The sequence below is a fragment of the Nocardiopsis sp. NRRL B-16309 genome (genome assembly GCF_001279585.1).
Taxonomy (GTDB): domain Bacteria; phylum Actinomycetota; class Actinomycetes; order Streptosporangiales; family Streptosporangiaceae; genus Nocardiopsis.
Genome location: NZ_LGEC01000097.1, coordinates 1 through 23,145, shown reverse-complemented (window position 1 = coordinate 23,145; position 23,145 = coordinate 1). Strand labels below are relative to the sequence as shown.

The window sequence follows — 23,145 nt, the reverse complement described above, 5'->3', positions numbered from 1 at the left end:
ATTCCGCGCCGTAGCTGAACTGCCGTCGTCACCGCCGACTGCCGTGTGACGCCTACGACCCTACGGCCTCACCGGAGCATCGGGACACCCGAACGGGCAATCGGACACCGTTCGCCCCGAACGTCCCCGGCGCGGGCCGGACCGGGCTCAGTCCTGGTATCCGGTGGTGTCCATCGAGGCGGCGATCTGGTCGTAGACGGCGTCGTACTGGGAGTCGGCCGACCACACGTACAGCAGGACGTCGCTGATGGGCAGGAACCACATGCGCACCTCGAACGCGTCGTCGTTGACGCACGTCACGTCCCACAGCGTGTGGTTGGACTTGAGGCCGTCGGCGTGCTCGAACACGTCCTGGTAGGTGATGGCGGCCGAGTCGACTCCGATGTCGCCGGAGGCGGCCGTGTTGAGGCTGCGGCACTGGTCGGTGTCGGCGGCCCAGCCGTCGTCGTCGTGGAAGGCGTCGTCCCGGCCCGGCCAGTCCTGCGGGTGGTTCTCCGCGGCGTGGGGGGTGAGGCGGATCGAGCCGTAGGCGCACGCGGGCTGCCCGGGCGGCGACATGCACAGAGATCCGCCCTCGTTCTGCGTCTCCCAGTCGTCGGGCACGTCGATGGTGACGCCCTCGATCTCGGTGTTGGTGAAGCCCTCGGGGCCGGGGCGCTCCAGGGCGGGCATGACCCCGCTCTCACCGCGTTCGAGTTCGGCGGCGCCGCCCTCCGCACCGCCCGAACAGGCGCTCAGCACCAGCACCGCGACGGCCGCCGCCGCCCCCGCACCAGCGCGTGCGCCGTGCGCTCGGAGCCGCAGCCCCCGGCCGTGCCCGTCCGTCGTGCCAGCCATGCCTCGTCCCTCTCAGCCGTGCCCGTGCTCGAACCACAGTTGACCTTAGGCCCTCCCGTCACCCACCACCGCCCTGGGGCCGCTCCGCGGACCAGCGGGCCACCCTCAACCGACACCTCCGGCGCAACACCACCCTCCCGTCACCCACCACCGCCCAGGGACCGCTCCGCGGACCAGCGGGCCACCCTCAACCGACACCTCCGGCGCAACACCACCCTCCCGTCACCCACCACCGCCCAGGGACCGCCCCGCGGACCAGCGGGCCACCCCCAACCGACACCTCCGGCGCAACACCACCCTCCCGTCACCCACCACCGCCCAGGGGCCGCCCCGCGGCGACACGGACCTCCCCCGACGGGCACCGGCGGCGCGGCACCCCTCGTGCGGTTCGAGTCCGGGGAGTTGTGGACAGGGGCTACTACTCTGGGCCCATGGTCGACCTCTCGAAGATCACGGAACCCTTGTCCCTCGCCCGGTTCGGGCCGCGCCCCCAGGGGCCGCTCGTCCTCGAACTGGACCTGACCGAAGGGGTCGCCGACGAAGCCGCGCCCGACCCGCTCAGTCAGATCATGAACCGGCGCCGCCAGCACTACCTCGACGTCATCGAGGGGATCCGCCGCGGCGCCCGCGACTCCGGGGTGGCCGCCCTCGTGGTGCGGGTGGACGCGCGCTCGCTCGGGTTCGCCAAGGTCCAGGAGCTGCGCGACGCCGTCGCCGACTTCCGCGCCACCGGCAAGCCCGCCGTGGCCTGGGCGGACTCCTTCGGCGAGGCCGGGGCGGGCAACCTGCCCTACTACCTGGCGTGCGCGTTCTCCCGGGTCGTCATGGCACCCACCGGTGTGCTGGGGCTGACGGGTCTGATCCTGCGCAGCACCTTCGTCAAGGGCGCGGTGGACAAGCTCGGCGTGGGCTTCGAGGTCGGCGCGCGCCACGAGTACAAGAACGCCGCCAACGGTGTGACCGAGACCGGCTTCACCGACGCCCACCGCGAGGCCAGCGACCGGATCGTCACGTCGCTGGGCGACCAGATCGTCGCGGCCGTGGCCCGGGCGCGCGACCTCACCGACGAGAGGGTCCGCGGCCTGATCTCCAGCGGCCCCCTGCTGGCGGGCGAGGCGGTGGAGGCCGGGCTCGTGGACGCGCTCGCCTACCGCGACGAGGTCTACGCCGACCTCCTCCAGCAGGTGCGCCACAGGCACCCCAAGGCCCCCGAACCGGAACTGCGCTTCGTCACGCGCTACCACCGCAAGCACACGCCCGTGCCCCGGCCGCACATCGGGAGCGGGCCCGGCTACATCGCGCTGATCAGCGCCAGCGGGTCGATCACCCTGGGCCGCTCCCGGCGCTCGCCGCTGGGCGGCGGCACCGTCATGGGCTCGGACACCGTCGCCGCGGCCTTCCGCGCCGCGCGCCGCGACCCGCAGGTCAAGGCCGTGGTGTTCCGGGTCGACAGCCGCGGCGGCTCGCCCACCGCCTCCGACGCGATCCGCCGCGAGGCCGCGCTGACCAGCGAGCAGGGCATCCCCGTCATCTCCGCGATGGGCGACTTCGCCGCCTCGGGCGGCTACTACGTCACCCTGGGCTCGGACGCCGTCGTCGCCCAGCCCGGAACGCTGACCGGCTCGATCGGCGTCATCACGGCCAAACCGGTCCTGGGCCCGCTCATGGAGCGGTTCGGCGTGACCACCGACTCGGTGAGCACCGGAGAGCACGCCGGGATGTTCCACACCGACCGCCCCTTCACCGAGTCCGAGTGGGAGCGGGTCAACGCGCTGCTGGACGAGATCTACGAGGACTTCGTCTCCAAGGTCTCCCGGTCGCGCGGTATGACCCGCGACGAGGTGCACGAGGTCGCCCGCGGGCGGGTCTGGACCGGTGAGGACGCCCACCAGCGCGGTCTCGTGGACGAACTCGGCGGGCTGGAGACGGCCGTGCGCCTGGCCAGGGAGAAGGCGGACGCCGGCGCGCTGCCGCTGCGCCCGTTCCCGCGCCAGCACCCGCTGGACCGGTTCCGGCCGCACGAGTCGAGCGAGGACCTGGCCTCGGCGCAGCCGCAGAGCGGCCTGGAGGCGTGGAGCGCCTGGGGCCCGCTGGAGCACGCCGCACGGGCGCTGGGCCTGCCCGCGTCCGGCGCGCTGACCATGCCGGGCGGCTGGGAGGTCCGTTGACCGGCGGCTCCTACCTGGACGCGATGGCGACGCTGGCGACCGGCGTCGCGGTGGTCACGGTCGCCGACGGCCGTGACGACGTCGGCGCCACCGTGAGCGCGTTCTCCTCGGTGTCGGTGGACCCGCCCGTGGTGTCGGTCAGCGTGTCCTCCGACGGCTATATGGCCGAGGTGATGGAGGAGGTCGGCGCCTTCGCGGTGAGCGTGCTGGGCGCCGGGCAACGCGCGCTGGCGGGACGCTTCTCCGCCGAGGGACGGCCGAGCGCCCGCCTGCTGGTGTCCGGCCAGCCGCACCACCGGGGCGAGCGCACCCGCGCGATCGTGCTCGACGACGCCCTGGCCGCCCTGGAGTGCTCGGTGCGCCAGCGCGTGGAGGTGGGCGACCACGTGGTCTTCTTCGCCGACGTCACGGGATTCCCCGAGGTCCGGGGCACGGGCCCCTCCCTCGTCCGCTGGTCGGGCCGCTACCACTCCGTGGGCTGACCGCCCGCCCGGGCTGTCCCGCCCACCACGCCCCGAAGGGGAAAGGTGCGCGGGACCGCTCACCGGACCCCCAAAGGTAGAAGGTGAGCGGCCCCGCCCGCCGGGGTCACAGGGGGCCAAAGGTGAGCCGCCCAGGCGGCTCACCTCAGGGGGCTGGTCGGGTTAAGGACCGCGCCGGAGGCGTCCGTTGAGGGTGGTGGCGGGCGACGGTGTGGGCACGAGCGGGGGCCCGGCCCACCAGCCCGAAGGATCAAGGTGAGCAGGGCCGCTCACCGGACCCCCAGGGGGTGAAGGTGAGCGGTCCCGCCCACCAGGACCACAGGGGGGTTGCTCGGGCCAAAGCGAGGAACGAGCGGAGGCCCAAAGAAAGCACGGCGAGCGCGCCGACGGGTCCTGGAGTGGCTGGAGGTGCACTCCCGAGGAACGAGGGCGTGCACCGGAAGCCGCGAAGGCCCCGTCTTAGGGGCGCGCGAGCCCCTCCTCCTCCAGCCACTCCTGCGCGACGTCGGCGGCGTTCTCGTTCTCCACGACCACCCGCTCGTTGAGCCCGGTGAGCGCCTCGGTGGTCAGGGCGGCCGAGACCGAGTCGAGCGCCTCCCGGGCGGTGGCGTCGACCTGGTCGGCGTGGATCAGCGGCGTGATGTTCTGCGCCCCGAAGAGGTTCTCCGGGTCCTCCAGCACCACGAAGTCCTCCACGGCGATCTGCGGGTCGGTCGTGAACAGGTTCGCGGCCTGGATGTCACCGTCCAGCAGCGCCTGGGTCAGCAGCGCGACCTCCAGCGAGCGGAACTCCTGGAACTCGATCCCGTAGACCTCCTCCAGCCCCACCACGCCCTGGTGGCGGGTCTCGAACTCCGGCGGACCGCCCAGCACCAGTTCGTCGGCGACGTCGGCCAGGTCCGCGAGGCTGGTCAGGCCGTGCTCCTCGGCGACCTCGCTCGTGACGGTCACCGAGTCCTTGTTCTCGGCGCTGGAGGATTCCAGGATCTCCAGGGACTCCGGCAGCGCCTCCTCCACCAGCGCGTTGGTCTCCTCACCCGTGCCGGTGGGCGCGTCCTCGTCGAGGTAGGCCAGCGTCGCCCCGTTGTACTCGGGGAACACCGACAGGTTGCCCGACTCGATCTGCGAGTAGTAGACCTCGCGGCTGCCGATGTTGAGCTGGTACTCGACGTCGACGCCCTGCGCCTCCATCGCGCGCCCGTAGATGTGGGCGAGCAGGGTGCTCTCGGGGAAGTCGGCGGAGCCGATGACGACGGTGCCGGTGTCGCCGCCGGGCGACGCCTCATCCTCGTAGGGGTCGCTTCCACCGCACGCGCTCAGCGCCAGTGCCAGGGGGAGCCCGACGAGGGCGATCCTCTTGTGCATGTCCAAACCTCTCTCTCGGGACCGTCGCGGCCCTGGGGCCGGGATCGGCGCGGCTATCGGGCCGACGCGGCCTCGGCACGGAGTCCGGGCGCCACCAGCACGCGGCGCAGCCCGGCGAACAGGAGTGTGGTGGCCACGGCCAGCAGCACCACGAGGATCGAACCGCCCAGCATCATCGACAGGTCCTGGCGGGCCTGGCCGTCGACGATGTAGCGCCCCAGACCGCCCACGCCCACGTAGGCGGCGATGGTCGCGGTCGCCACCACCTGTACGGCCGCGGTGCGCATGCCGATGAGGACCAGCGGCGCGGCCACGGGCAGCTCCAGCCTGAACAGGACCTCGCGGCCGCGCATCCCCATGCCGAGCGCCGCGTCCCTGAGCCGCGGCTCGACGCCTCGCACGCCCTCGTGGGTGTTGACCAGGATCGGCGGGACCGCGAGCGCCACGAGCGCGCACAGGACGGGAACGAGCCCGATCCCGGCCAGCAGCACGATGAGGAAGAGCACGCCGATGGTGGGCAGGGCCCGGGCGAAGTTGGCCAGGCTCGTGGTGAGGAAGCCGCCCACACCCGTGTGCCCGGTCAGCAGGCCCAGGGGCACGGCGATCGCGGTCGCCACCAGCAGCGCCACCACGGAGTAGTACGCGTGCTCGGCCAGACGCACGGGGATGCCCGCCGGGCCCGTCCACTGGGCGGGGTCGGTGAACCACTGTTCGACGCCGCACAGCACGCCCGTGTCGATCGCGCACAGGATGTCCATGGCTACCTCTCCCCCGCGGTGGTCGTGAGGTCTGCGGCCACGGCCGCGTCCTCGGCGGGCACCGCCGCAGCGGCGCGGCGCCGTCGCCGGCGCGCGCGGATCCCCCGGCCGCCGCCCACGCCGCCGTCACGGCGGGCCCACGGCGTGAGCAGGCGCTGGGCGAGCACCAGCACGGCGTCGGTGACGAAGGCCAGCAGCACCGTCAGCACGATGCCCACGACGATGGGCGCGTCGAACTGGCGGCGGAAGCCCTCGCTGAGGATGAGCCGGCCCAGTCCGCCCAGCCCGATCAGCGACGCGACGCTGACCATGCTGATGGTGGCCACCGAGGCCACCCGCAGACCGGCGATGATCACCGGCACCGCCACGGGCGTCTCGACGAAGACCAGTCGGCGCAGCGGCCCGAACCCCATGGCCACGGCCGCCTGGCGCACGTGCTCGGGCACCTGGCGCAGCCCGTCGACCACGTTGGGCAGCAGGATCACCAGGGTGTACACGGTCAGTGGCACGATCGCCGTCCAGTCGCTGAAGCCGGTGTAGGGCAGCATCAGGAAGAACAGCGCGATGGAGGGCACCGCGTACAGGACGTTCACGCCGGTCAGGACCGGCGGGTACAGGCGCTTCCAGCGGGCGCACGCCAGCCCCAGCGGCAGCGCCACGAGCAGGCCCAGCAGGATGGGCGCGTAGGACAGGCGCATGTGCTCCAGCAGGCGGGGCAGGATGCCGCGGTCGGGTTCGCCGGGGTAGCTCCAGTTGGCCACGGCCCAGTCGAGGACGCCGGCGGCCCAGTCCCACGCCGCGTTCACTCGGACACCGACCAGATCGCGGCGCCGAGGTCGTCCTGGGACACGAAGCCCACGACGCACCCGTCCTCGTCCACGCCGACCGCGCGTCCCGCCGGGGAGAGCACGGCCGCGTCCAGGGCGGCGCGCAGGGAGTCGGTGGCGACGTTGAAGGTGTGGCCGTAGGGCGCCAGGTCCAGGCCGCCGAGCACGACCCCGGTGGGCGCCTCCGCCAGCTGCCGGGCGCTCACCCATCCCAAAGGCGTGCGGTCGCGCGCCACGACCAGGGCCCAGGGCACACCGGTCGCCTCCACCGCCGTGCGGGCGCGCTCGACCCGGTCCTCCTCCTCGAAGACGCCGCCGTCGTCCAGCGTCAGGTTCCGCGCGGGGAAGAAGGACAGCCGGCGCACGCCGCGGTCGTAGCCGATGAAGGACTCCACGAAGTCGTCCACGGGCGCCGCGAGCAGCCGTTCGGGGGCGTCGTACTGGGCGAGCACGCCGCCCGGCCGGAACACGGCGATGCGGTCGCCCAGGCGCACGGCCTCGTCGATGTCGTGCGTGACGAAGACGATCGTCTTGCGCAGCTCCTTCTGCAGGCGCAGGAGCTCGTCCTGGAGGCTGGCGCGCACGACCGGGTCGACCGCGCTGAAGGGCTCGTCCATGAGCAGGACGGGCGGGTCGGCGGCCAGGGCGCGGGCCACACCCACGCGCTGCTGCTGACCACCGGAGAGCTGGTGGGGATAGCGGCGCCCCTGGGAGGGCTCCAGTCCCACGAGGTCCATGAGTTCGGCGGCACGCGCCCGCGCCCTGCCCCTCCGCCATCCGAGCAGCAGGGGCACGGTGGCGATGTTGTCCAGGACGGTGCGGTGCGGGAAGAGTCCGGCCTGCTGGATCACGTAGCCGATGGAGCGCCGCAGGACCGCCGGGTCCTGCCCGCGGATGTCGTCGCCGTCGATGCGCACGGTTCCGCTGGTGGGCTCGACCATGCGGTTGATCATCCGCAGGGAGGTGGTCTTGCCGCTGCCCGAGGGCCCCACGAATACCGTGGTCCGCCCGGTCTCGACGGTCAGGTCGAGTCCGGCGACGGCGACCGTGCCGTCCGGGTAGTGCTTGGCCGCGCCCTCGAACGTGATCATCGGGGTCGTCTCCATTCGGGGCAGGGGGTGCGGAACGTCCGCCTCCGCGGGCGGTCTGGCGCCGCCAGAGTCGCACGTTACCCACGCTTAGCGGGATCAAACGGTCGACACGCCGCGCTCGGCGCAGAAAGCGGACAGGTGTTCGCACGCACCCGCGCGGGTCCGGTTCAGGCGCGCTCGGCGATCCAGGAGGTCAGCTGGTGGAGGTCGTCCAGGACGGCGTCGGCCCGCGCGGCGCCGGGGTCGACGGCGTGGCGGTAGCCGTACAGGCCGCGCCGCAGCAGGACCGTGCGCATTCCGGCGCGTCCGGCGGGCAGGACGTCGTTGTCGACGCGGTCGCCGACATACAGGACCTGGTCGGCGGTGAGTCCGGGCCGCGACCGCTCGGCCAGTTCGAGGGTGCGGTCGAAGAACGCGGGGTCGGGCTTGGCCACGCCCCAGTCGTCGGAGATGCCGATGCCGTCCACCCCCAGCTCCATGGCGGCCAGGACCGGACCGGCCTCGGTGGGCTGGTTGCCGGCGATCACCAGGGAGAGCCCGGCCTCGCGCATGGCCTTGAACGCGGGGCGCACGTCCGGGTAGAGGTCGCGTTCGCCGAAGTGCTCGCGCTCGCCGTCGGGGTCCTCGGCCCGCCAGCGCTCGCTCTCGACCGCCAGGTCGAATCCGGGCACGAGCAGGCGGAAGCCGTCGGTCAGCGTCCCGCCGGAGGCGATGACACCGCCGATGGTGCCGAAGAACGCCATGTGCGGGATGCCGAAGCGGTCCGCCCAGCGCGCGAAGATGCGCGTCTCGTCGACCAGCGTCTCACCGACGTCGAACACCACAGTACGAATTGCCACAGTCGCAGAGTCTAGGCCCTGTTCGTCCCCTTTCCCCGTCCGCCCCTAAGCGGTCCCGCTCACCGCCCCCGGGTGGCCAAGGCCCAGTGGTCCCGCTCACGGGACCACGGGGAGTTGATCGGGCAAAGCAGGGGAAAGCACAGCGAGGGCGCCGACGGGTCCCGGAGTGGCTGAAAGGCGGCGACAGCCCCGTTTACCAGGGCCACCGAGCGCCCGGCCACGGCCCAAAGCGGTCCCGCTCACCGTGGCCCCAGAGGGTTGAAGGTGGCCGTTCAGCCTGCCCCAGCCCCAGGGGGTTGGTCGGGCGTGAGGGGCGCGCCGGTGCCTGCAGGAGGAGTCTCTGCCGCCAGCGAGGAACGAGCCAGGCAGTAGCGACGACGAAGGACCCGGCGTGAAGCGCCCCGAACCTCCGGGCCAAAGCGAGGAACGAGCGGAGGCCCAAAGAAAGCACGGCTAGGGCGCCGACGGGTCCTGGAGTGGCTGGAGGTGCACTCCCGAGGAACGAGGGCGTGCACCGGAAGCCGCGAAGGCCCCGTCTCAAAGGCGCCCTAGCGCTCGGGCGGACGGAGGACGGCGAAGGCGTCGGTGACCTCCAGCCCGCGTACCCGGAACCGGAACAGCGCCGCGGGTCGCCCGCCCGAGCGGCCGGAGGGGACCGAACGCCCGGTCTCCTCGATCTGGCCGCGCCGCAGGAGCACCCGGCGCAGGTTCGTGGCCGCCACGTCGTGCCCGAGTGCCGCGCGGTAGTAGCCCGACAGCTCCGACATCGTGAACTCGGGCGGCGCCAGCGCGAAGCCCACGTTGGTGTAGCTCAGCTTGGAGCGCAGCCGCTGGCGGCCCGAGCGCACGATGGAGGCGTGGTCGAAGGCCATCGGCGGCAGATCGGCGGCGGCGTGCCATCCGGTGTCGGCGGGCACCACCGGGTCGATGTGGGCGGGCGCGAGCCCGAGGTAGGCGGTGGCCAGCGTCCGCCGCAGCGGGTGCCGGTCGGGGTCGCTGCGCGTCTCCAACTGCTCCAGGTGAGACAGATCACGCACATCGACCTTCTGGGCGAGTTGGCGGCGGATGGAGGCCCCCAGGCTCTCGTCCGGACCGAGCCGTCCGCCGGGCAGCGCCCACTCCCCCTCACACGGGGGCAGGGCCCTGCGCCACAGCAGAACGCACAGCTCACCGTCCCGAATCTGCAGGACGACCGCGAGCGCCTCGTGGGCGGACAGCGTCGCCCCGCCGGTCGTGGTGCGGACGGGATCCGCCGCCTGTCCGTTTGCTTCCGGGATATCCACCCTGTCCCTTCCGTTCCCCGCCATGTTATTCTTCAGTAGGTTTGTGCCTGACAGACGAAAACCGCTCAACTGCACAGACCAGCCACGGCACGGCGCCAGTGCGGCGTGCCCACAGCCTCGAGGAAGTAGTAGGACATGGCACCGGTCACCGCTCCTGCGGACACCATGACCAGGCAGGAATGGGCCGCTGAGGTCCGCCGCCTGGCAGACGAGCGCGACGCCGTCATCCTCGCGCACAACTACATGCGCCCGGAAATCCAGGACGTCGCCCACCACACCGGCGACTCCCTCGCGCTGTCCCGTCTGGCCGCGACCGTCGACGCTGGCACCATTGTCTTCTGCGGCGTGCACTTCATGGCCGAAACCGCGAAGATCCTCGCGCCGGAGAAGACCATCCTGCTGCCCGACCCCGACGCCGGGTGCTCGCTGGCCGACACCATCACCGCCGAGGACGTGCGCGCCTGGAAGGCCGAGCACCCCGGCGCGGTCGTCGTCGCCTACGTCAACACCACGGCGGCGGTCAAGGCCGAGACCGACATCTGCTGCACCTCGTCCAACGCCGCCGACGTCATCCGCTCCATCCCCGAGGACCGCGAGATCCTCTTCCTCCCGGACCAGTTCCTGGGCGCCCACGTCAAGCGGGTCACCGGGCGGGACAACATCCACATCTGGATGGGCGAGTGCCACGTGCACGCCGGCATCGACGGCCACACCCTGCGCGAGCGCGTGGCCGCCGAGCCCGACGCGGAGGTCTACGTGCACCCCGAGTGCGGCTGCGCCACCTCCGCCCTCTACCTCGTGGGCAGCGGCGCGGTCCCCGCGGACCGCGTCAAGGTCCTGTCCACCGGCGGCATGCTCACCGCGGCGGAGAACACCACGGCCTCGAAGGTCCTCATCGCGACCGAGACCGGCATGCTCCACCAGCTGCGCAACGCCAACTCCACCACGACCTTCGAAGCGGTCAACTCGCGCGCCGAGTGCCACTACATGAAGATGATCAACGCCGACAACCTGCTCGGGGCTCTGCGCCACGGCACGACCGAGATCACGGTCGACGAGCTCACCGCCGAGCGCGCCCGGCGCTCGGTCGAGCGCATGATCGCGATCGGTTCGCCTTCCAGGGGCGGCGAGTAGCGGCGGGCGACCGGCCTGGTCAGCCCGGCTCTGTGCCGGATCCGGCGGCCGCTCAGGCGGACTTCGGGTTACAGAAAGCTTACCTTCAAGCCACAGCTCGCCATTTCACCCACGCGACACGCCTCCCCCCGCTACGTTCACGGAAGGAAGCGGGGGGAGAAACGTGACCAGAGTTAACGAATCCGACGAACCGGCGGAAGTCGAGGCGCTCTACGACGCCTTCGCACCCGCGCTGTACCGGTACGCCTGGTCACTGCTGGGCGGCGGCGCCGATCCCGAACGCGCCACCGCCGCGGCGCCCGCCGCCGGTCAGGGCGGCCACACCTCCCAGGACACCGGCGGCGATCCGGTCGCCGAGGCCGTCCACGACGCCCTGGTCGCGGGCGTGCTCCTGGATGGCGAGCGCGCCGACCCCGCCGACCGCGGCCCCTGGCTCTACGCCCTGACGCGCTCCGCCTGCCAGCGGCGCGGCTTCGCGCACACCTGCCCCTACACCCGCCTGGCCACCGTGCCCGACGAGGCACCGGTCGCCCGGATGTTCTCCCGTCTGCCCGCCAGCCACCGCGAACTGGTCGAGCTCAACCTGCGCCACGCCCTGTCCACCGGCGCCGTCGCCCGCGTCCTCGGGCTGGACGACCAGATCTGCGGCGAACTCTCCCGCTCGGCGATCCGCCGCGCGGCCGAGGGCCTGGAGGGCATCGACCCGCACCAGCGCCCCCTGGCCCTGGGCGAGGAGGACCCCGCCACCACCGGATGGCGCACCAAGGTCCAACAGGTCTCCTCCGCCCTGGCCCTGCTGCGCCCGCCCGGCCCGCCGCCCGCACTGCGCGCCCTGGTCGTGCGCACCTGCACCGACCCCGCGCTGGCCGAGGAGCGCGAGCGGATCGCCGCGGGCATGCACCCGCTGACCAGCGACGGCTACCCGCTGCACCGTTCACGCCTCACCAGACCGGTGGTGGAGGAGGCCGGAGCGCCCGTCGAGCCCGCCGCCGAACCGCTGCCGCGCGCGCTGCCCGGCGACCGGCTCACCACCCGGGACCACCCGGTGCGCACCGAGACCCTCACCCGGCTCGCGGGCCCCGACGGCACCGGCGACGACAGCGAGGGGACGGCCCGCCGCCGGTGGCCGCTCCCCGCCGTCTCCGGGGTGGCGACGGTCGTCGTGGCGGTCGCCCTGTGGTCGTGGGCCAGCGCGGTCGGCGGACCCACCGCCGTGATCGGCACCGGCCCGGCCGACGCCGAGCAGAGCCCGTCGACGGAGGTGGAGGCGGTCTCCACGGCCTCGGACGGCAAGCCGGCGGCCGGCCCCACCGATCGGACCACCCCGGCACCCGGCACGGTCACGACCCAGGAGACCGCCGAGGAGGCGCCCGCCGGGGGCGAGGCGGACCCGACGGCGACCGAACGGGACGAACCCGACGCACCCGGGCAGGAGGCGAGCGGCGGCGGTTCGGTGGAGTCGCCCACGCCCGGCATCCCCAGCGAGTCGCCCTCGGAGGCGCCGCCCGCGGGCAGCGTGGACCAGCCCGACGAGGACGGGCTGCCCGAGGAGGACCCGGGCGGCGGACTGCTGACCGGGCTGTGGGACTTCCTCGTCGGCGGTGGCTGAGTCGGCGGAACCGGTCGGCCGGGCGGGTCCGGTGTCAGAAGGAGGCGAGCAGGCGTTCGGCGGCGACGTGCAGCCGGCGCTCCACCTCGTCGACGTCGCGGCGGCCCTTGAGGATCTCCACCAGCTCGAAGATCCACACGCTGGTCAGTGAGCTCACCAGCACGTAGCCGGTGCTCTCGCGGTCGACATCCGCGGCGTCCGGGGCCTCGTCGTCGCGTCCCACAGCGCCCTCCAGGGACCCGGTGGCCACCCGCCACACGAGGTCGGAGATCCGCACGTCGAGCTCCATCTTGACCTCGGCCATGATGAGCGAGCGGACCAGCGCGTCGGCGAGTTCGGGCTCCCGCATCAGCCCCCGCGTGGCCCGCAGGAAGACGTCGACGGCACGGCCGGAAGGAGTGTCCGCGGTGGGCGGACGCCGGACGATCCCGCCCTCCAGCAGGTCGAGTTCCTCGGTGACCACGGCCACGACGAGGTCCATCTTGGAGGGGAAGTACCGGTAGAGGGTGCCCAGGGCGACCCCCGCGCGCTCGGCGACCGAACGCATCTGCATGGCCTCCACACCGCCGCGCACGGCGAGTGCGGCAGCCGTCTGAACGATGCGCTTGCGCCGCTGGGTCTGGGTTCGCGACATCGCTCCACTCGATGCGTGCACCGCCACAGGATCTCTCTCCTTCGTCGTCGCCCCGGGCAACGCCAACCCTGACCCGGACGATCCACCAGCTGCCGCGGCCGACGCCCCGCGAGGAACACCAGCCTGATGAGAACACGTTATCCAACGCATTCCCTCTCGCGCAGCGGTTGGAACCCATGACGCGCGCCTCATCGCCCGACGTAGTAGTAACAATACGAGGCTTCGCCCCAGGGTTTCGGGTCACCCCGGACTGCTTTGTAGAATATGTTCTAATTGCGTGGGATCAGGTGACTTTCCCACCCGTCGCCCACCATCGCCCGGCCGGGAGTGCCCCGCACGAAGCCGGACTTCCACCCTCAACCGAGGACCTGCGACCCCAGCACCCTCCGCCGTCCACCATCGCCCGGCCGAGTGCTTCAGACGGAGCCGGACGACCACGCCCATCCTTCCCGGGAGCGCTCCCGCACCCCCCGCCGCCTGGTCGGCGACCAGCGCGCGCCTACTATCGAACCAGATTCGGTTTCTAGTGGAAAGGGCGCCCCCCGATGCCTGACGTTCCCCCGGTCGAGGACCTCGGCGACGGCGTGTGGAGTCTACCGATCCCCATCCCCGGCAACCCCCTCGGTTTCACCTACGTCTACCTCCTCACCGGTTCCGAGGGCCCCGTCCTCGTCGACACCGGCTGGAACCACGACGAGTCCTGGGACGCCCTGGTCGAGGGCGTCAAACAGACCGGCCACACCATGGACCAGATCCGCGGCGCCGTCCTCACCCACTTCCACCCGGACCACACCGGGCTCGTCGGACGGCTGCGCGAGCACTCCGACGCCTGGACCGCCATGCACCCGGCCGACATCACCGTCACCGCCCGCCTGGCCGCGGCGAGCGAGGCGGAACGCGCCGACTCCATCGCCGACCAGCTCCTCCGCGCCGGATTCCCCACCGAGGACATCGACGCCTTCCGCGCCGACCCCCACGTCCTCGCCCCGCCCGCCGTGCCCGACCTCGCCCTGGACGACGGCGCCACCGTCGACCTGCCCGGCCGCGACCTGCGCGCGGTGTGGACCCCCGGCCACACCCCCGGCCACCTGTGCCTGCACCTGGCCGACGGCGGCCTCCTCTTCACCGGCGACCACGTCCTGCCCCGCATCACGCCGCACGTGGGGCAGTTCCCCCTCCACTCCCCCGACGGCGACCCCCTGGGCGACTTCCTGCGCGCCCAGGAACGCGTGAGCCGCCTGCCCGGCGCCGACCGCCTCCTGTGCCTTCCCTCACACGAGACCCGCTTCCGCGGCACCCCAGCCCGCGCGGCCGAGATCACCGCCCACCACGAGGAACGCCTCGACCAGATCGCCGCCCTGCTCGACCAGGGCCCCGCCACCCTGTGGGAGGCCACCTCCCGCCTGCCCTGGCGCCGTTCCTGGACCGGCATGCGGCTGATGGCACGCCACATGGCCGCCTCCGAGACCGCCGCCCACCTGCGCACGCTGGAAGTGCGCGGACGCGCCGTCCGTACCGGCGCCGAGGCCTCCGGCACGGCGCCCCTGCCCCGCTGGGGTGCCGTTCCCGCGCCCGGGCGCCCCGCATAGGATCCGTGTACCAACCAGCCCGGCGCCGACCCGGACGTGACTGCCGAGTAACATATGGGGCGCCCACGCCTGTTCAACGGCGAACACGCGCACCCGCGCCGGCGGTGACGACCACCCCGCCGACGCTCCCGCGACGCACGGCGGCGACCGGGCCCGCGACCCAACGAAGAGGTGGACTCTTGACCCAGTCGGGCCACAGCACGGGACCGACCCCCCGGCCTGCCGACGACCGCCCCCTGCGCGTCGCCCTGCTCTCCTACCGGAGCAAGGAGCACTGCGGCGGCCAGGGCGTCTACGTCCGCCACCTCTCCCGGGAACTGGCCGCGCTCGGCCACCGGGTCACCGTCTTCTCCGGTCAGCCCTATCCCGTCCTGGACGAGGGCGTGGCCCTGGAGAAGGTCCCCTCCCTGGACCTCTACAACGACGCCGACCCCTTCACCACCCCGCCCCTGCGCGAGTGGCGCGACTGGATCGACGTCCTGGAGGTCGCCACCATGTGGACCGCGGGCTTCCCCGAACCGCTCACCTTCTCCCTGCGCGCCAACCGCGAACTGCGCCGCCGCCTGGCCGACTTCGACGTCGTCCACGACAACCAGACCCTCGGCTGGGGCCTGCTCGGCATCCGGTCCGCCGGCCTGCCGCTGGTCACCACCATCCACCACCCCATCAGCGTGGACCGCCGCATCGAGCTCGCCGAGGCCCGCGGGCTGCAGAAGCTGTCCAAGCGCCGCTGGTACGGGTTCGTGTCCATGCAGGCCAGGGTCGCCCGCAGGCTCGACCCGATCCTCGTACCCTCCCGCTCCTCCGCCGACGACATCGCCCGCGAGTTCGGGGTCGACCCCGCCACCATGGAGGTCACTCCGCTGGGCGTCGACACCCGCTACTTCCACCCGCGCCCCGAGGTCGAGCGCGTCCCCGGCCGCATCGTGTGCACCGCCAGCGCCGACAGCCCCCTCAAAGGCGTGGGCACGCTGCTGCGCGCGGCCGCCAAGCTCGCCACCGAGCGCGAGGTCTCCCTGACCATCGTCAGCCGGCCCAAACCGGGCGGCCCCACCGACCGGCTCGTGGACGAACTGGGCCTGCGCGACCGCGTCGAGTTCGTCAGCGGCATCGACGACACCGCCCTGGCCACCCTCATCGCCTCCGCCCAGGTGGCGGTCGTCCCCTCCTTCTACGAGGGCTTCTCCCTGCCCGCCGTGGAGGCGATGGCCTGCGCGACCCCGCTGGTCGCCAGCCACGCCGGGGCCCTCCCCGAGGTCGTGGGCACCGACGGCGACGCCGGGCGCCTGGTCCCCCCGGGCGACCCCGACGTGCTGGCCGGCGCGCTCGGCGCCCTCCTGGACGACGACCGGGAGCGCGAGCGCATGGGCGCCGCCGCCTGGCGGCGCGTCCAGGAGCGCTTCACCTGGAGCGCGGTCGCCGAACTCACCGCCCAGCGCTACGCCGACACCATCGCCGCCGTCACGGGCCGCCGACCCTCCGACGGCGACACCCGCCCCGCCTCCGTGCGGGCCCGCGCGAACGGCGCCTGACCCCGGCGGGCCGCGCAGCACGTCCCGCACCATCCACGAGGAGCCTCCACTGATCACCGTCGACTTCAACCTGTTCCCCGTCGGCCCGGGCCGACGCGTGCTCGACCTGGGCTGCGGCGGTGGCCGCCACGCCTTCGAGATCTACCGCCGCGGCGCCGACGTCGTGGCCTTCGACCAGAACGTCGGCGACCTCGCCGAGGTCGACGCCATGTTCACGGCCATGCGCGACGAGGGCGAGGCCCCCGAGGGCGCGACCGCCGAGACCGTCAAGGGCGACGCCCTGGACATGCCCTTCGACGACGCGAGCTTCGACCGGGTCGTGGCCGCCGAGATCTTCGAGCACCTGCCGCACGACACGGCCGCGATGCGGGAGCTGTTCCGCGTGCTCAAGCCCGGCGGGATCGCGGCGGTGACGGTGCCGAGCTTCCTGCCCGAGCGCCTGTGCTGGGCCCTCTCGGAGCAGTACCACACCAACGAGGGCGGGCACATCCGCATCTACACGCGCGCCGAACTGGAGGCCAAGCTCAAGGCCACCGGGTTCGAGATCGGCCCGCACCACCACGCGCACGCCCTGCACGCGCCGTACTGGTGGATCAAGTGCGCGGTGGGCACCGACAACGACGACCACCCGCTGGCCCGGGCCTACCACCGGATGCTGGTGTGGGACATGCTCCAGGCTCCCAAGGCCACCCGTGTGGCCGAGCGGCTGCTCAACCCGGTGATCGGCAAGAGCGTCGTGGTGTACGTGCGCAAGCCGCGTACCGCCGCCTGATGGGGGCCGCCGCCCCCGCCGCCGAGGCCCTGCGCCTGCCCGGCCTGCTCAGCGCCGAGGAGCTGTACCGGTCCGCCGACTACCTGGTGCGCAGCCAGGAGCCCGACGGCGCCATCCCGTGGTTCCCGGGCGGGCACACCGACGTTTGGGACCACGTCGAGTGCGCCATGGCCCTGACCGTGACCGGGACGGCCGTGCCCGCGCACGCCGAGGCGGCCCGCCGCGCCTACCGGTGGCTGGAGCGCACCCGGCACACGGACGGCGGCTGGCCCGCCAAGTTCCGCCAGGGCACGGCCGTGACCGGCCTGCGCGAGGCCAACCACGCCGCCTACCCCGCGGTCGGCCTGTTCCACCACCTGCTCACCACCGGGGACAGCGGCTTCGCCGACCGGATGTGGCCCGTGGTGGACAGCGGGCTGGAGTTCGTCCTGGCCCTGCGCGGCGAGCACGGCGAGATCCTGTGGGCACGCGACGAGGACGGCTCCACGGGGGACCACGCCCTGCTCACGGTGTGCGCGAGCGTGCACCACGCACTGCGCTGCGGTGCAGCGCTCGGCGCCCGGCTCGGCCACGACCGCCCCGAGTGGACGGAGGCCGCCGACACGCTGGCCGTGCTCATCAACGAGCACGAGGACCTGTTCGCCGACCGCGCCCGCTTCTCGATGGACTGGTTCTATCCGATCCTGGGCGGGGCCGTGCGGGGTGTGGCCGCCAAGGAGCGCGTCCAAGACCGCTGGGACCGGTTCGTGGTGGCGGGCCTGGGCGTGCGCTGCGTGAGCGACCAGCCCTGGGTCACCGCCGCGGAGTCCGCGGAGCTGGTGCTGGCCCTGGCGGCCATGGGCGAGCAGGAGACGGCGGTCCGGATCCTGCGGAACGTCCAGCACCTGCGGGACGCCGACGACGGCGTCTACTGGACGGGGTACCAGTTCGCCGAGCAGGTGCGCTGGCCCGTCGAGCGGAGTACGTGGACCTCGGCCGCGGTGATCCTGGCGGTGGACGCCCTCACGCGCACCACGGAGGGCTCACGGGTGTTCCTGCACACCTGGGACGACGCCCCCCGGCCGTGACGGGGGCCTGAGGGCCCCTCGGGCGGCCCTGAGGCGACCCTGAGGGTCGCCGGGACAAGGCTCCCCCGGCAGCCCGAGGCGTCCTCTGGCACGGGGCGGCCCGGCGGGAGCCCGCGGGCCCACCGGAACCTCCGCCGCGCACGCGACGGCTCCGTCCTCGTGTGTCTCCGAGCGCCCGGTAGGCGGACCTCCGCGGCGCGCGGGGCGCGCGACGGAGCCCCCGCCCCGCCTGAGGGCGGGACGGGGGCTCCGGTGGGTGCTCCTGAGAGCGCCGTTCGGCGCTACTCCTCCTCTTCCTCACGTGGGGGCGGGAGGATCGTCCCGCCGTCACCGGGCTCGCCCGTACCGGGGTCCCCGGTTCCCCCGTCGCCGGTACCCGGCTCCGGCGGCGCCGGATCCTCGGGGACCTCCGGCTCGGGATCGATCGGGACCTCGGGTTGCGGTTCCACCGGTACGTCCGTGACGTCGTCGTCCTCCGCCGGTGCGTCCGGGGCCTCCGTGGACACGTCCGGTGCCCAGTTCTCGTTCGTACCGACGAACGCCGGGCCGGGGAAGGAGGCGGGTTCGAGGTCCGCCACCGCCGCCGACATGTAGGCGTTCCAGATCGACGACGGAAGCCCGACGCTGGAGATGTTCTGCCCCGGGATGGTGAAGGCGCTGTTGCTGTCGCTGTACACGCCGACGGACGTCGAGAGCTGCGGCGTGTAGCCCACGAACCAGGCCGCGGCGGTGCCGCCGTTCTGCTCGTCCCTGACGGTTCCCGTCTTGCCCGCGGTGGGGTGGTCCGGGTCCCACAGGTTCGCGTTCCGGCCGGTCCCGTTGTTGGCCACGCCCTCCAGGGCGTAGGTGAGGTCCGCGGCGACGTCCTCGGAGAAGGCCCGGTTGCTCTCCACCTCCGGGCGCTCGTTCTCACCCTCGGAGTTGACGATCTCCCTGACCACGTGCGCCTCGACGTGCGTGCCGCCGTTGGCGAAGGTCGCGTACCCGCTCGCCTGGTCGATGGGCCGGACGCTGTTCGCGCCCAGCGGCATGACCGGGACGAGCTGGTTGTCCTTGATGCTGTCCTGTGGCAGACCCGCGTCGTAGGCCGTCTGGCGGATCTCCTCGAAGCCCACCCTCTGGGCGAGTTCGATGTACCCGAGGTTGTTGGAGACCTGGGTCGCCTGGCTGAGCGTCATGATGCCGCCGGGCGCGTTGCCCGCGTTCTGGATGGACTGGCCGTTGATCTCCTGCGGACCCCGCCCGTCCACGGTGGTGTTGAGGCCCACGCCCTGCTTGAGCGCGGTGGCCAGCACGTAGGGCTTGAACGCCGAACCGGCCTGCGCCGAACCGAGGAACGAGCTGTCGTACTGGTTGTCGTTGTAGTCGTGCCCGCCGAAGAAGGCCAGCACCTCACCGGTCGCCGGGTCCACGGTGCTCAGACCGATGTTGATGCCCTCGGGCATGTCCTCCTGGGGCACGATCCCGGTGACCGCGTCGTAGGCGGCGTCCATCATGTCCTTGTCGAACGTGGTGACGATCCGGTAGCCCTGACGGTTGATCATGTCCTCGGTGTAGCCGAGCCGCTCCAGCTCGCTCATGGCCTCCTGGAGCATGTACCCCCGGTACCCGCTCAGGTCCATGCCGGGCGTGGCGCGCTCGGCCTCCGGGGTCGGGAACTCCATCTCGTCGGCCTCGGCCTGGCTGATGCTGCCGGTGGTGACCATGCCGTCGATGACGTACTGCCAGCGCTGCTCCATCTCGGGCGTGGTCTCCACGTCGGCCGTTCCGAAGTGGCTCGGCTGCTGGATCGCGGCCGCCAGGAAGGCGGCCTCTCCCCGGCTGAGGTCCTGCACGTCCTTGTGGTAGTACGCCTCCGCGGCGGCCTGCACGCCATACGCCTGGCGACCGAAGTAGATGGTGTTGAGGTACTGCTCCATCACCCACTCCTTCGTCTCGCTCTGGTCGATCTTGATGGCGATGATGATCTCTTGGATCTTCCGGCTGACCGTCTGTTCGCGGGAGACGCCCTCGTAGTAGTTGCGGACCATCTGCTGGGTCACGGTGGACCCGCCCTGCACCTGCTGGCCGGTGACGGTGGACCACACCGCACGGGTGGTGCCCCGCACGGAGACGCCCGGCTCCGTCCAGAAACCGCGGTCCTCGGCGGAGATGACCGCGTCGACGATGTAGCCCTCGCCCTCGGTCATCTGGTCGTAGGAGATGATGTCGCGGTCGTCCCCGCGCTCGGCGAAGGCGGTCTCGCCGTCGGAGTAGTAGAAGGTCGAACTCTCGGTGAGGGCGTCGGCCTGGGCCGCGTCGGGGACCTCGATCGTCGCGTAGAGGTAGGCGAAGGCCGCGCATCCGGCGATGACGCCCAGGCCCGCGATGATGAGGAACACGCGCAGGATCCGCCACCACAGCGGCTTCTTGCCCTTGCCGGCCTTCTTGCCCTTGCCGCCCTTGGGGCCGCCCGGCCCCGTCGGACCACCCGGACCGCCGGGACCCTTGGGGCCGCCCGGGCCGGTGGGCCCGCCGGGCCCGTGGGACAGCGCCGCGGAACCGGCGGCACCGGAGGCCGCCGCTCCGGTGGCCCCGGACGCACTCTGATCAGCGGAGTGCCACTGGTCGGCGGAGGAACCCCGCCCATCGGAGGCGCCGTGGCCACCGGAGGGGTGCGCGGCGTCGTATCCGGGACCTGCGTCACCGGGTGTGTGCGGACCACCGGGAGCTCCGGTGCCACCGGAGTACGAGGCGGCGCCCACGACTCCGGGCAGCCCCGCGGCTCCCCCGGTTCCCGCAGCACCGGCCGCTGAGGCGGGCCCCGTGGCGGACGTGTCGTCCCGGGCTTCCCCGGCCCCGCCGCCGGACTCCGCGGCCGTCTCGGTGCGGTTCCGGCCCTCCTGCGGCGTCGAGGCGTGCTCGGAGAGCCGTCGGGCCTCCGGCCACAGCGAGGGCTCCGTGTCCTCGGGCGCGGTCCCGAACGACGGCGTGCCCTCGGCGGGCGTGGCGGACGTGCCGGGTCCGCCCGTCGGCGCCGCCGAGTCCGCCGCGGACCAGGACTCCGTCGTGTCCGTGCCCTCGTCAGGACGGCTCATGGCCTCGGTGACCGGCTCGGTCTCGTCCTGTGCCGGGACGGGAGCGGTCGGGGGCAGGGACGCGGCGGCCGCGGCCGCCGCGTCGGACGGTGGCGACGGCTCCGGGTCGGACGATCCCGATCCGGTCTGCCCGGCGGCGGTCGTCGGCTTGGCGAACCAGTCGGTTCCGCCGGCGGCGGAGTCCGTCGTCGCGGGCGCCTCCGACTCCTCCGGAGCCCCGTCGGAGCCCGGAGCGTCCGGTGCGGCCGGAGCGGCCGGGTCCGTCGGTCCGGCCGGGTCGACCGTGTCCGCCCCGATGACGGGCATCTGCTCCGTCGCGGGTTCGGTGTCGGCGTCACGGCCGGAAGCGTCACCGGATGCGGACGACGCGTCACCGGATGCGGCGGAGGGGGCGCCACCGGGCTCGTCGGTGTCGCCGGCCTCGTCGGTGTCCCTGGTCTCCCGAGCCGGTCCCGCGTCCGAAACAGGGTCCGCGTCGGCGCCGGAACCGGTGTCGGCCTGGCCGTCACCGTCGGCGTCCGCGTCGAAGCCCTGCTCGGCCAGACTGCGGGCCACCCGCTCGCGGAAGAACGAGCCGCTGGTCTTGAAGGTGATGGGGCTGATGAACTCGGGTTCCGGCTGCTCGGGCCGGTCGTCCGCGGAGTCCTCGGAGTCCGACGGCGCGGAATTCGCGCCCTCGGTGACGGGTGCCCTACCCTCGGGAGTGCTCTGTCCGGACAGTGCCTCTGCAGAGGTGTCTCTGGTCTCCGGCGTATGTTCCTCGGGACGCTGTCCGTCCGTCCCGTCCGCGCCGTGTGTGCTCTCGCTCAGCTCCCCGCCCCCATGGCAAATCACGTCCGGCACCGTGCCGTCCTGATGTTTGACGCGCGGGTACCCCGGATCGGTTCAGTTCGAGTCTGGGCCGAAGCGGTATTTCGGGGATTTCGCCAACGTCGCTTCGCCCTCGTCGCCACGATACCCGCCCGTAACCGTCACAAGGCCGAGTCCATAACCACATCGTCGCTTCTTACCGAAGGCTTACCCTGCGTCAGAGTGTATTGCCCTGGCGCTGGTGTTGACGGGTTTCCGGCACGACGCGAGTCGTCGGCGGCCGTGATCACGCGCGCGGGTGCCGAGAACCTCGCCCCGGAGACGCTCGTCACCCGCACGCCGTCCTCGTCAGGCGACTCGCCGCAGGACCCGCATGGACCCCAGCACGCGTACCTCCTCGAACAGCCCCGACTCCAGCGCACGGCAGTAGATGTTGTAGGGCGGCCGGCCGCCGTCCGCCGGGTCGGGGAACACGTCGTGGATGACCAGAGCCCCTCCGGGGGCTACGTGCGGGCTCCAGCCCGCGTAGTCGGCCTGCGCGGCCTCCTCGCTGTGTCCGCCGTCGATGAACAGCATGCCGAGCGGGGTGCCCCAGACGCTCGCGACGTCGGACGAGCGGCCGACCACGGCGATCACCTCGTCGTCCAGGCCCGCCCCGGTGATCGTGCGGCGGAAGTGCGGCAACGTGTCGAACTTGCCGGTCGCCTCGTCGACGAGCGAGGTGTCGTGGTACTCCCAGCCCTCCTGGTGCTCCTCCGATCCCCGGTGGTGGTCGACCGTGAGCACCTTGCCGCCCGTCGCACGCGCGGCGGCCCCCAGGAAGATGGTGGACTTTCCGCAATACGTTCCGATCTCCACGATCGGTCCCAGATGGGCGTACTCGCACGCGGTCTCATAGAGAACCGTGCCTTCGTCAGTGGGCATGAAGCCCTTCGCGGCTTCCGCGGCGGCGAGAAAATGCACCGGAATCGTTGTCGTCATGCCCGAATTCTCCCACCGAACCGAATTCGGTAGTCGATCGCCCCTGCCGTGGGCGCATTGAGTTGTCCACAGGCGCGGGTGCGGGCCTGGCACACCACACCCCACCACCCCCACACTGGAAACCGGGGGGACCCCCGCCCCCGCAACACCCACCCACCACCCCGCGTTCACAAACGCACAAGCATGGGCACAAAAAAAGGGGGAGAAGACCACGAAAGCCCTCTCCCCCTCCAACGAAAAACCGTGGCAGCAACCTACTCTCCCACCCCACCACAGGGCAGTACCATCAG

General features: G+C 72.5%; 18 protein-coding genes. 8 read left to right on the top strand and 10 right to left on the bottom strand.

The window, feature by feature from the left end; all coding sequences use genetic code 11:
• Positions 1 to 147: 147 nt before the first annotated feature.
• Positions 148 to 837: a hypothetical protein gene (locus ADL05_RS22585; protein WP_053619011.1), complete on the bottom strand. Its 690-nt coding sequence runs from the start codon at positions 835 to 837 to the stop codon at positions 148 to 150.
• 431 nt (positions 838 to 1,268) lie between these two features.
• Between ADL05_RS22585 and sppA the strand changes: the two genes are divergently transcribed.
• Both sppA and ADL05_RS22575 read left to right on the top strand, forming a co-directional pair.
• Entirely contained in the window at positions 1,269 to 3,005 is a 1,737-nt protein-coding gene (gene sppA / locus ADL05_RS22580; RefSeq protein WP_053619010.1) for a signal peptide peptidase SppA, read from the top strand.
• A gap of 23 nt (positions 3,006 to 3,028) precedes the next feature.
• On the top strand, positions 3,029 to 3,487 hold the full coding sequence (locus ADL05_RS22575; protein ID WP_197285900.1) for a flavin reductase family protein: 459 nt from the start codon (positions 3,029 to 3,031) through the stop codon (positions 3,485 to 3,487).
• A 459-nt stretch (positions 3,488 to 3,946) separates the two neighbouring features.
• Here the strand turns inward: ADL05_RS22575 and ADL05_RS22570 are convergent, their stop codons facing one another.
• The 6 genes from ADL05_RS22570 to ADL05_RS22545 form a co-directional block, all read right to left on the bottom strand.
• The gene (locus ADL05_RS22570) at positions 3,947 to 4,852 is read right to left on the bottom strand and encodes an ABC transporter substrate-binding protein (protein ID WP_053619008.1); all 906 of its coding nucleotides are present in this window, start codon (positions 4,850 to 4,852) and stop codon (positions 3,947 to 3,949) included.
• Between the two features lie 53 nt (positions 4,853 to 4,905).
• Positions 4,906 to 5,610 (bottom strand): ABC transporter permease, encoded by a 705-nt coding sequence (locus ADL05_RS22565; protein ID WP_053619007.1) that lies wholly within the window; start codon positions 5,608 to 5,610, stop codon positions 4,906 to 4,908.
• 2 nt (positions 5,611 to 5,612) lie between these two features.
• The gene (locus tag ADL05_RS22560) at positions 5,613 to 6,416 is read right to left on the bottom strand and encodes an ABC transporter permease (RefSeq protein WP_082376777.1); all 804 of its coding nucleotides are present in this window, start codon (positions 6,414 to 6,416) and stop codon (positions 5,613 to 5,615) included.
• The gene (locus ADL05_RS22555; protein ID WP_053619006.1) at positions 6,413 to 7,528 is read right to left on the bottom strand and encodes an ABC transporter ATP-binding protein; all 1,116 of its coding nucleotides are present in this window, start codon (positions 7,526 to 7,528) and stop codon (positions 6,413 to 6,415) included. The genes ADL05_RS22560 and ADL05_RS22555 overlap by 4 nt, the downstream gene beginning before the upstream one ends.
• A 167-nt stretch (positions 7,529 to 7,695) precedes the next feature.
• On the bottom strand, positions 7,696 to 8,367 hold the full coding sequence (locus ADL05_RS22550; RefSeq protein WP_231640869.1) for an HAD family hydrolase: 672 nt from the start codon (positions 8,365 to 8,367) through the stop codon (positions 7,696 to 7,698).
• A 548-nt stretch (positions 8,368 to 8,915) separates the two neighbouring features.
• Positions 8,916 to 9,650, bottom strand: coding sequence for an NUDIX domain-containing protein (locus tag ADL05_RS22545; protein ID WP_053619004.1), 735 nt, complete (start codon positions 9,648 to 9,650; stop codon positions 8,916 to 8,918).
• 135 nt (positions 9,651 to 9,785) lie between these two features.
• Between ADL05_RS22545 and nadA the strand changes: the two genes are divergently transcribed.
• Positions 9,786 to 10,784, top strand: coding sequence for a quinolinate synthase NadA (gene nadA / locus ADL05_RS22540; protein ID WP_053619003.1), 999 nt, complete (start codon positions 9,786 to 9,788; stop codon positions 10,782 to 10,784).
• A gap of 163 nt (positions 10,785 to 10,947) precedes the next feature.
• Positions 10,948 to 12,393 (top strand): RNA polymerase subunit sigma-24, encoded by a 1,446-nt coding sequence (locus tag ADL05_RS22535; RefSeq protein WP_053619002.1) that lies wholly within the window; start codon positions 10,948 to 10,950, stop codon positions 12,391 to 12,393.
• A 34-nt stretch (positions 12,394 to 12,427) separates the two neighbouring features.
• On the opposite strand, the gene ADL05_RS22530 is transcribed toward ADL05_RS22535, so the two are convergent.
• Entirely contained in the window at positions 12,428 to 13,054 is a 627-nt protein-coding gene (locus tag ADL05_RS22530) for a TetR family transcriptional regulator (protein ID WP_053619001.1), read from the bottom strand.
• A gap of 518 nt (positions 13,055 to 13,572) precedes the next feature.
• Between ADL05_RS22530 and ADL05_RS22525 the strand changes: the two genes are divergently transcribed.
• The 4 genes from ADL05_RS22525 to ADL05_RS22510 all read left to right on the top strand — a co-directional run bounded on the left by ADL05_RS22525 (position 13,573) and on the right by ADL05_RS22510 (position 17,987).
• On the top strand, positions 13,573 to 14,616 hold the full coding sequence (locus tag ADL05_RS22525; RefSeq protein ID WP_053619000.1) for an MBL fold metallo-hydrolase: 1,044 nt from the start codon (positions 13,573 to 13,575) through the stop codon (positions 14,614 to 14,616).
• Between the two features lie 179 nt (positions 14,617 to 14,795).
• A complete protein-coding gene (locus ADL05_RS22520) occupies positions 14,796 to 16,148 on the top strand; it encodes a glycosyltransferase family 4 protein (protein WP_053618999.1) in 1,353 nt (450 codons plus the stop codon).
• Positions 16,149 to 16,254: 106 nt separating this feature from the next.
• Positions 16,255 to 16,920, top strand: a complete 666-nt coding sequence (locus tag ADL05_RS22515; protein ID WP_231640872.1) for a class I SAM-dependent methyltransferase — start codon at positions 16,255 to 16,257, stop codon at positions 16,918 to 16,920.
• Positions 16,920 to 17,987, top strand: a complete 1,068-nt coding sequence (locus ADL05_RS22510) for a prenyltransferase (RefSeq protein WP_053618997.1) — start codon at positions 16,920 to 16,922, stop codon at positions 17,985 to 17,987. The genes ADL05_RS22515 and ADL05_RS22510 overlap by 1 nt, the downstream gene beginning before the upstream one ends.
• A 281-nt stretch (positions 17,988 to 18,268) precedes the next feature.
• Here the strand turns inward: ADL05_RS22510 and ADL05_RS22505 are convergent, their stop codons facing one another.
• Both ADL05_RS22505 and ADL05_RS22500 read right to left on the bottom strand, forming a co-directional pair.
• Complete coding sequence (locus ADL05_RS22505; protein WP_053618996.1) at positions 18,269 to 21,907, bottom strand: transglycosylase domain-containing protein; 3,639 nt, start codon at positions 21,905 to 21,907, stop codon at positions 18,269 to 18,271.
• Between the two features lie 315 nt (positions 21,908 to 22,222).
• On the bottom strand, positions 22,223 to 22,855 hold the full coding sequence (locus ADL05_RS22500; protein ID WP_053618995.1) for a class I SAM-dependent methyltransferase: 633 nt from the start codon (positions 22,853 to 22,855) through the stop codon (positions 22,223 to 22,225).
• Between the last annotated feature and the right edge of the window lie 290 nt (positions 22,856 to 23,145).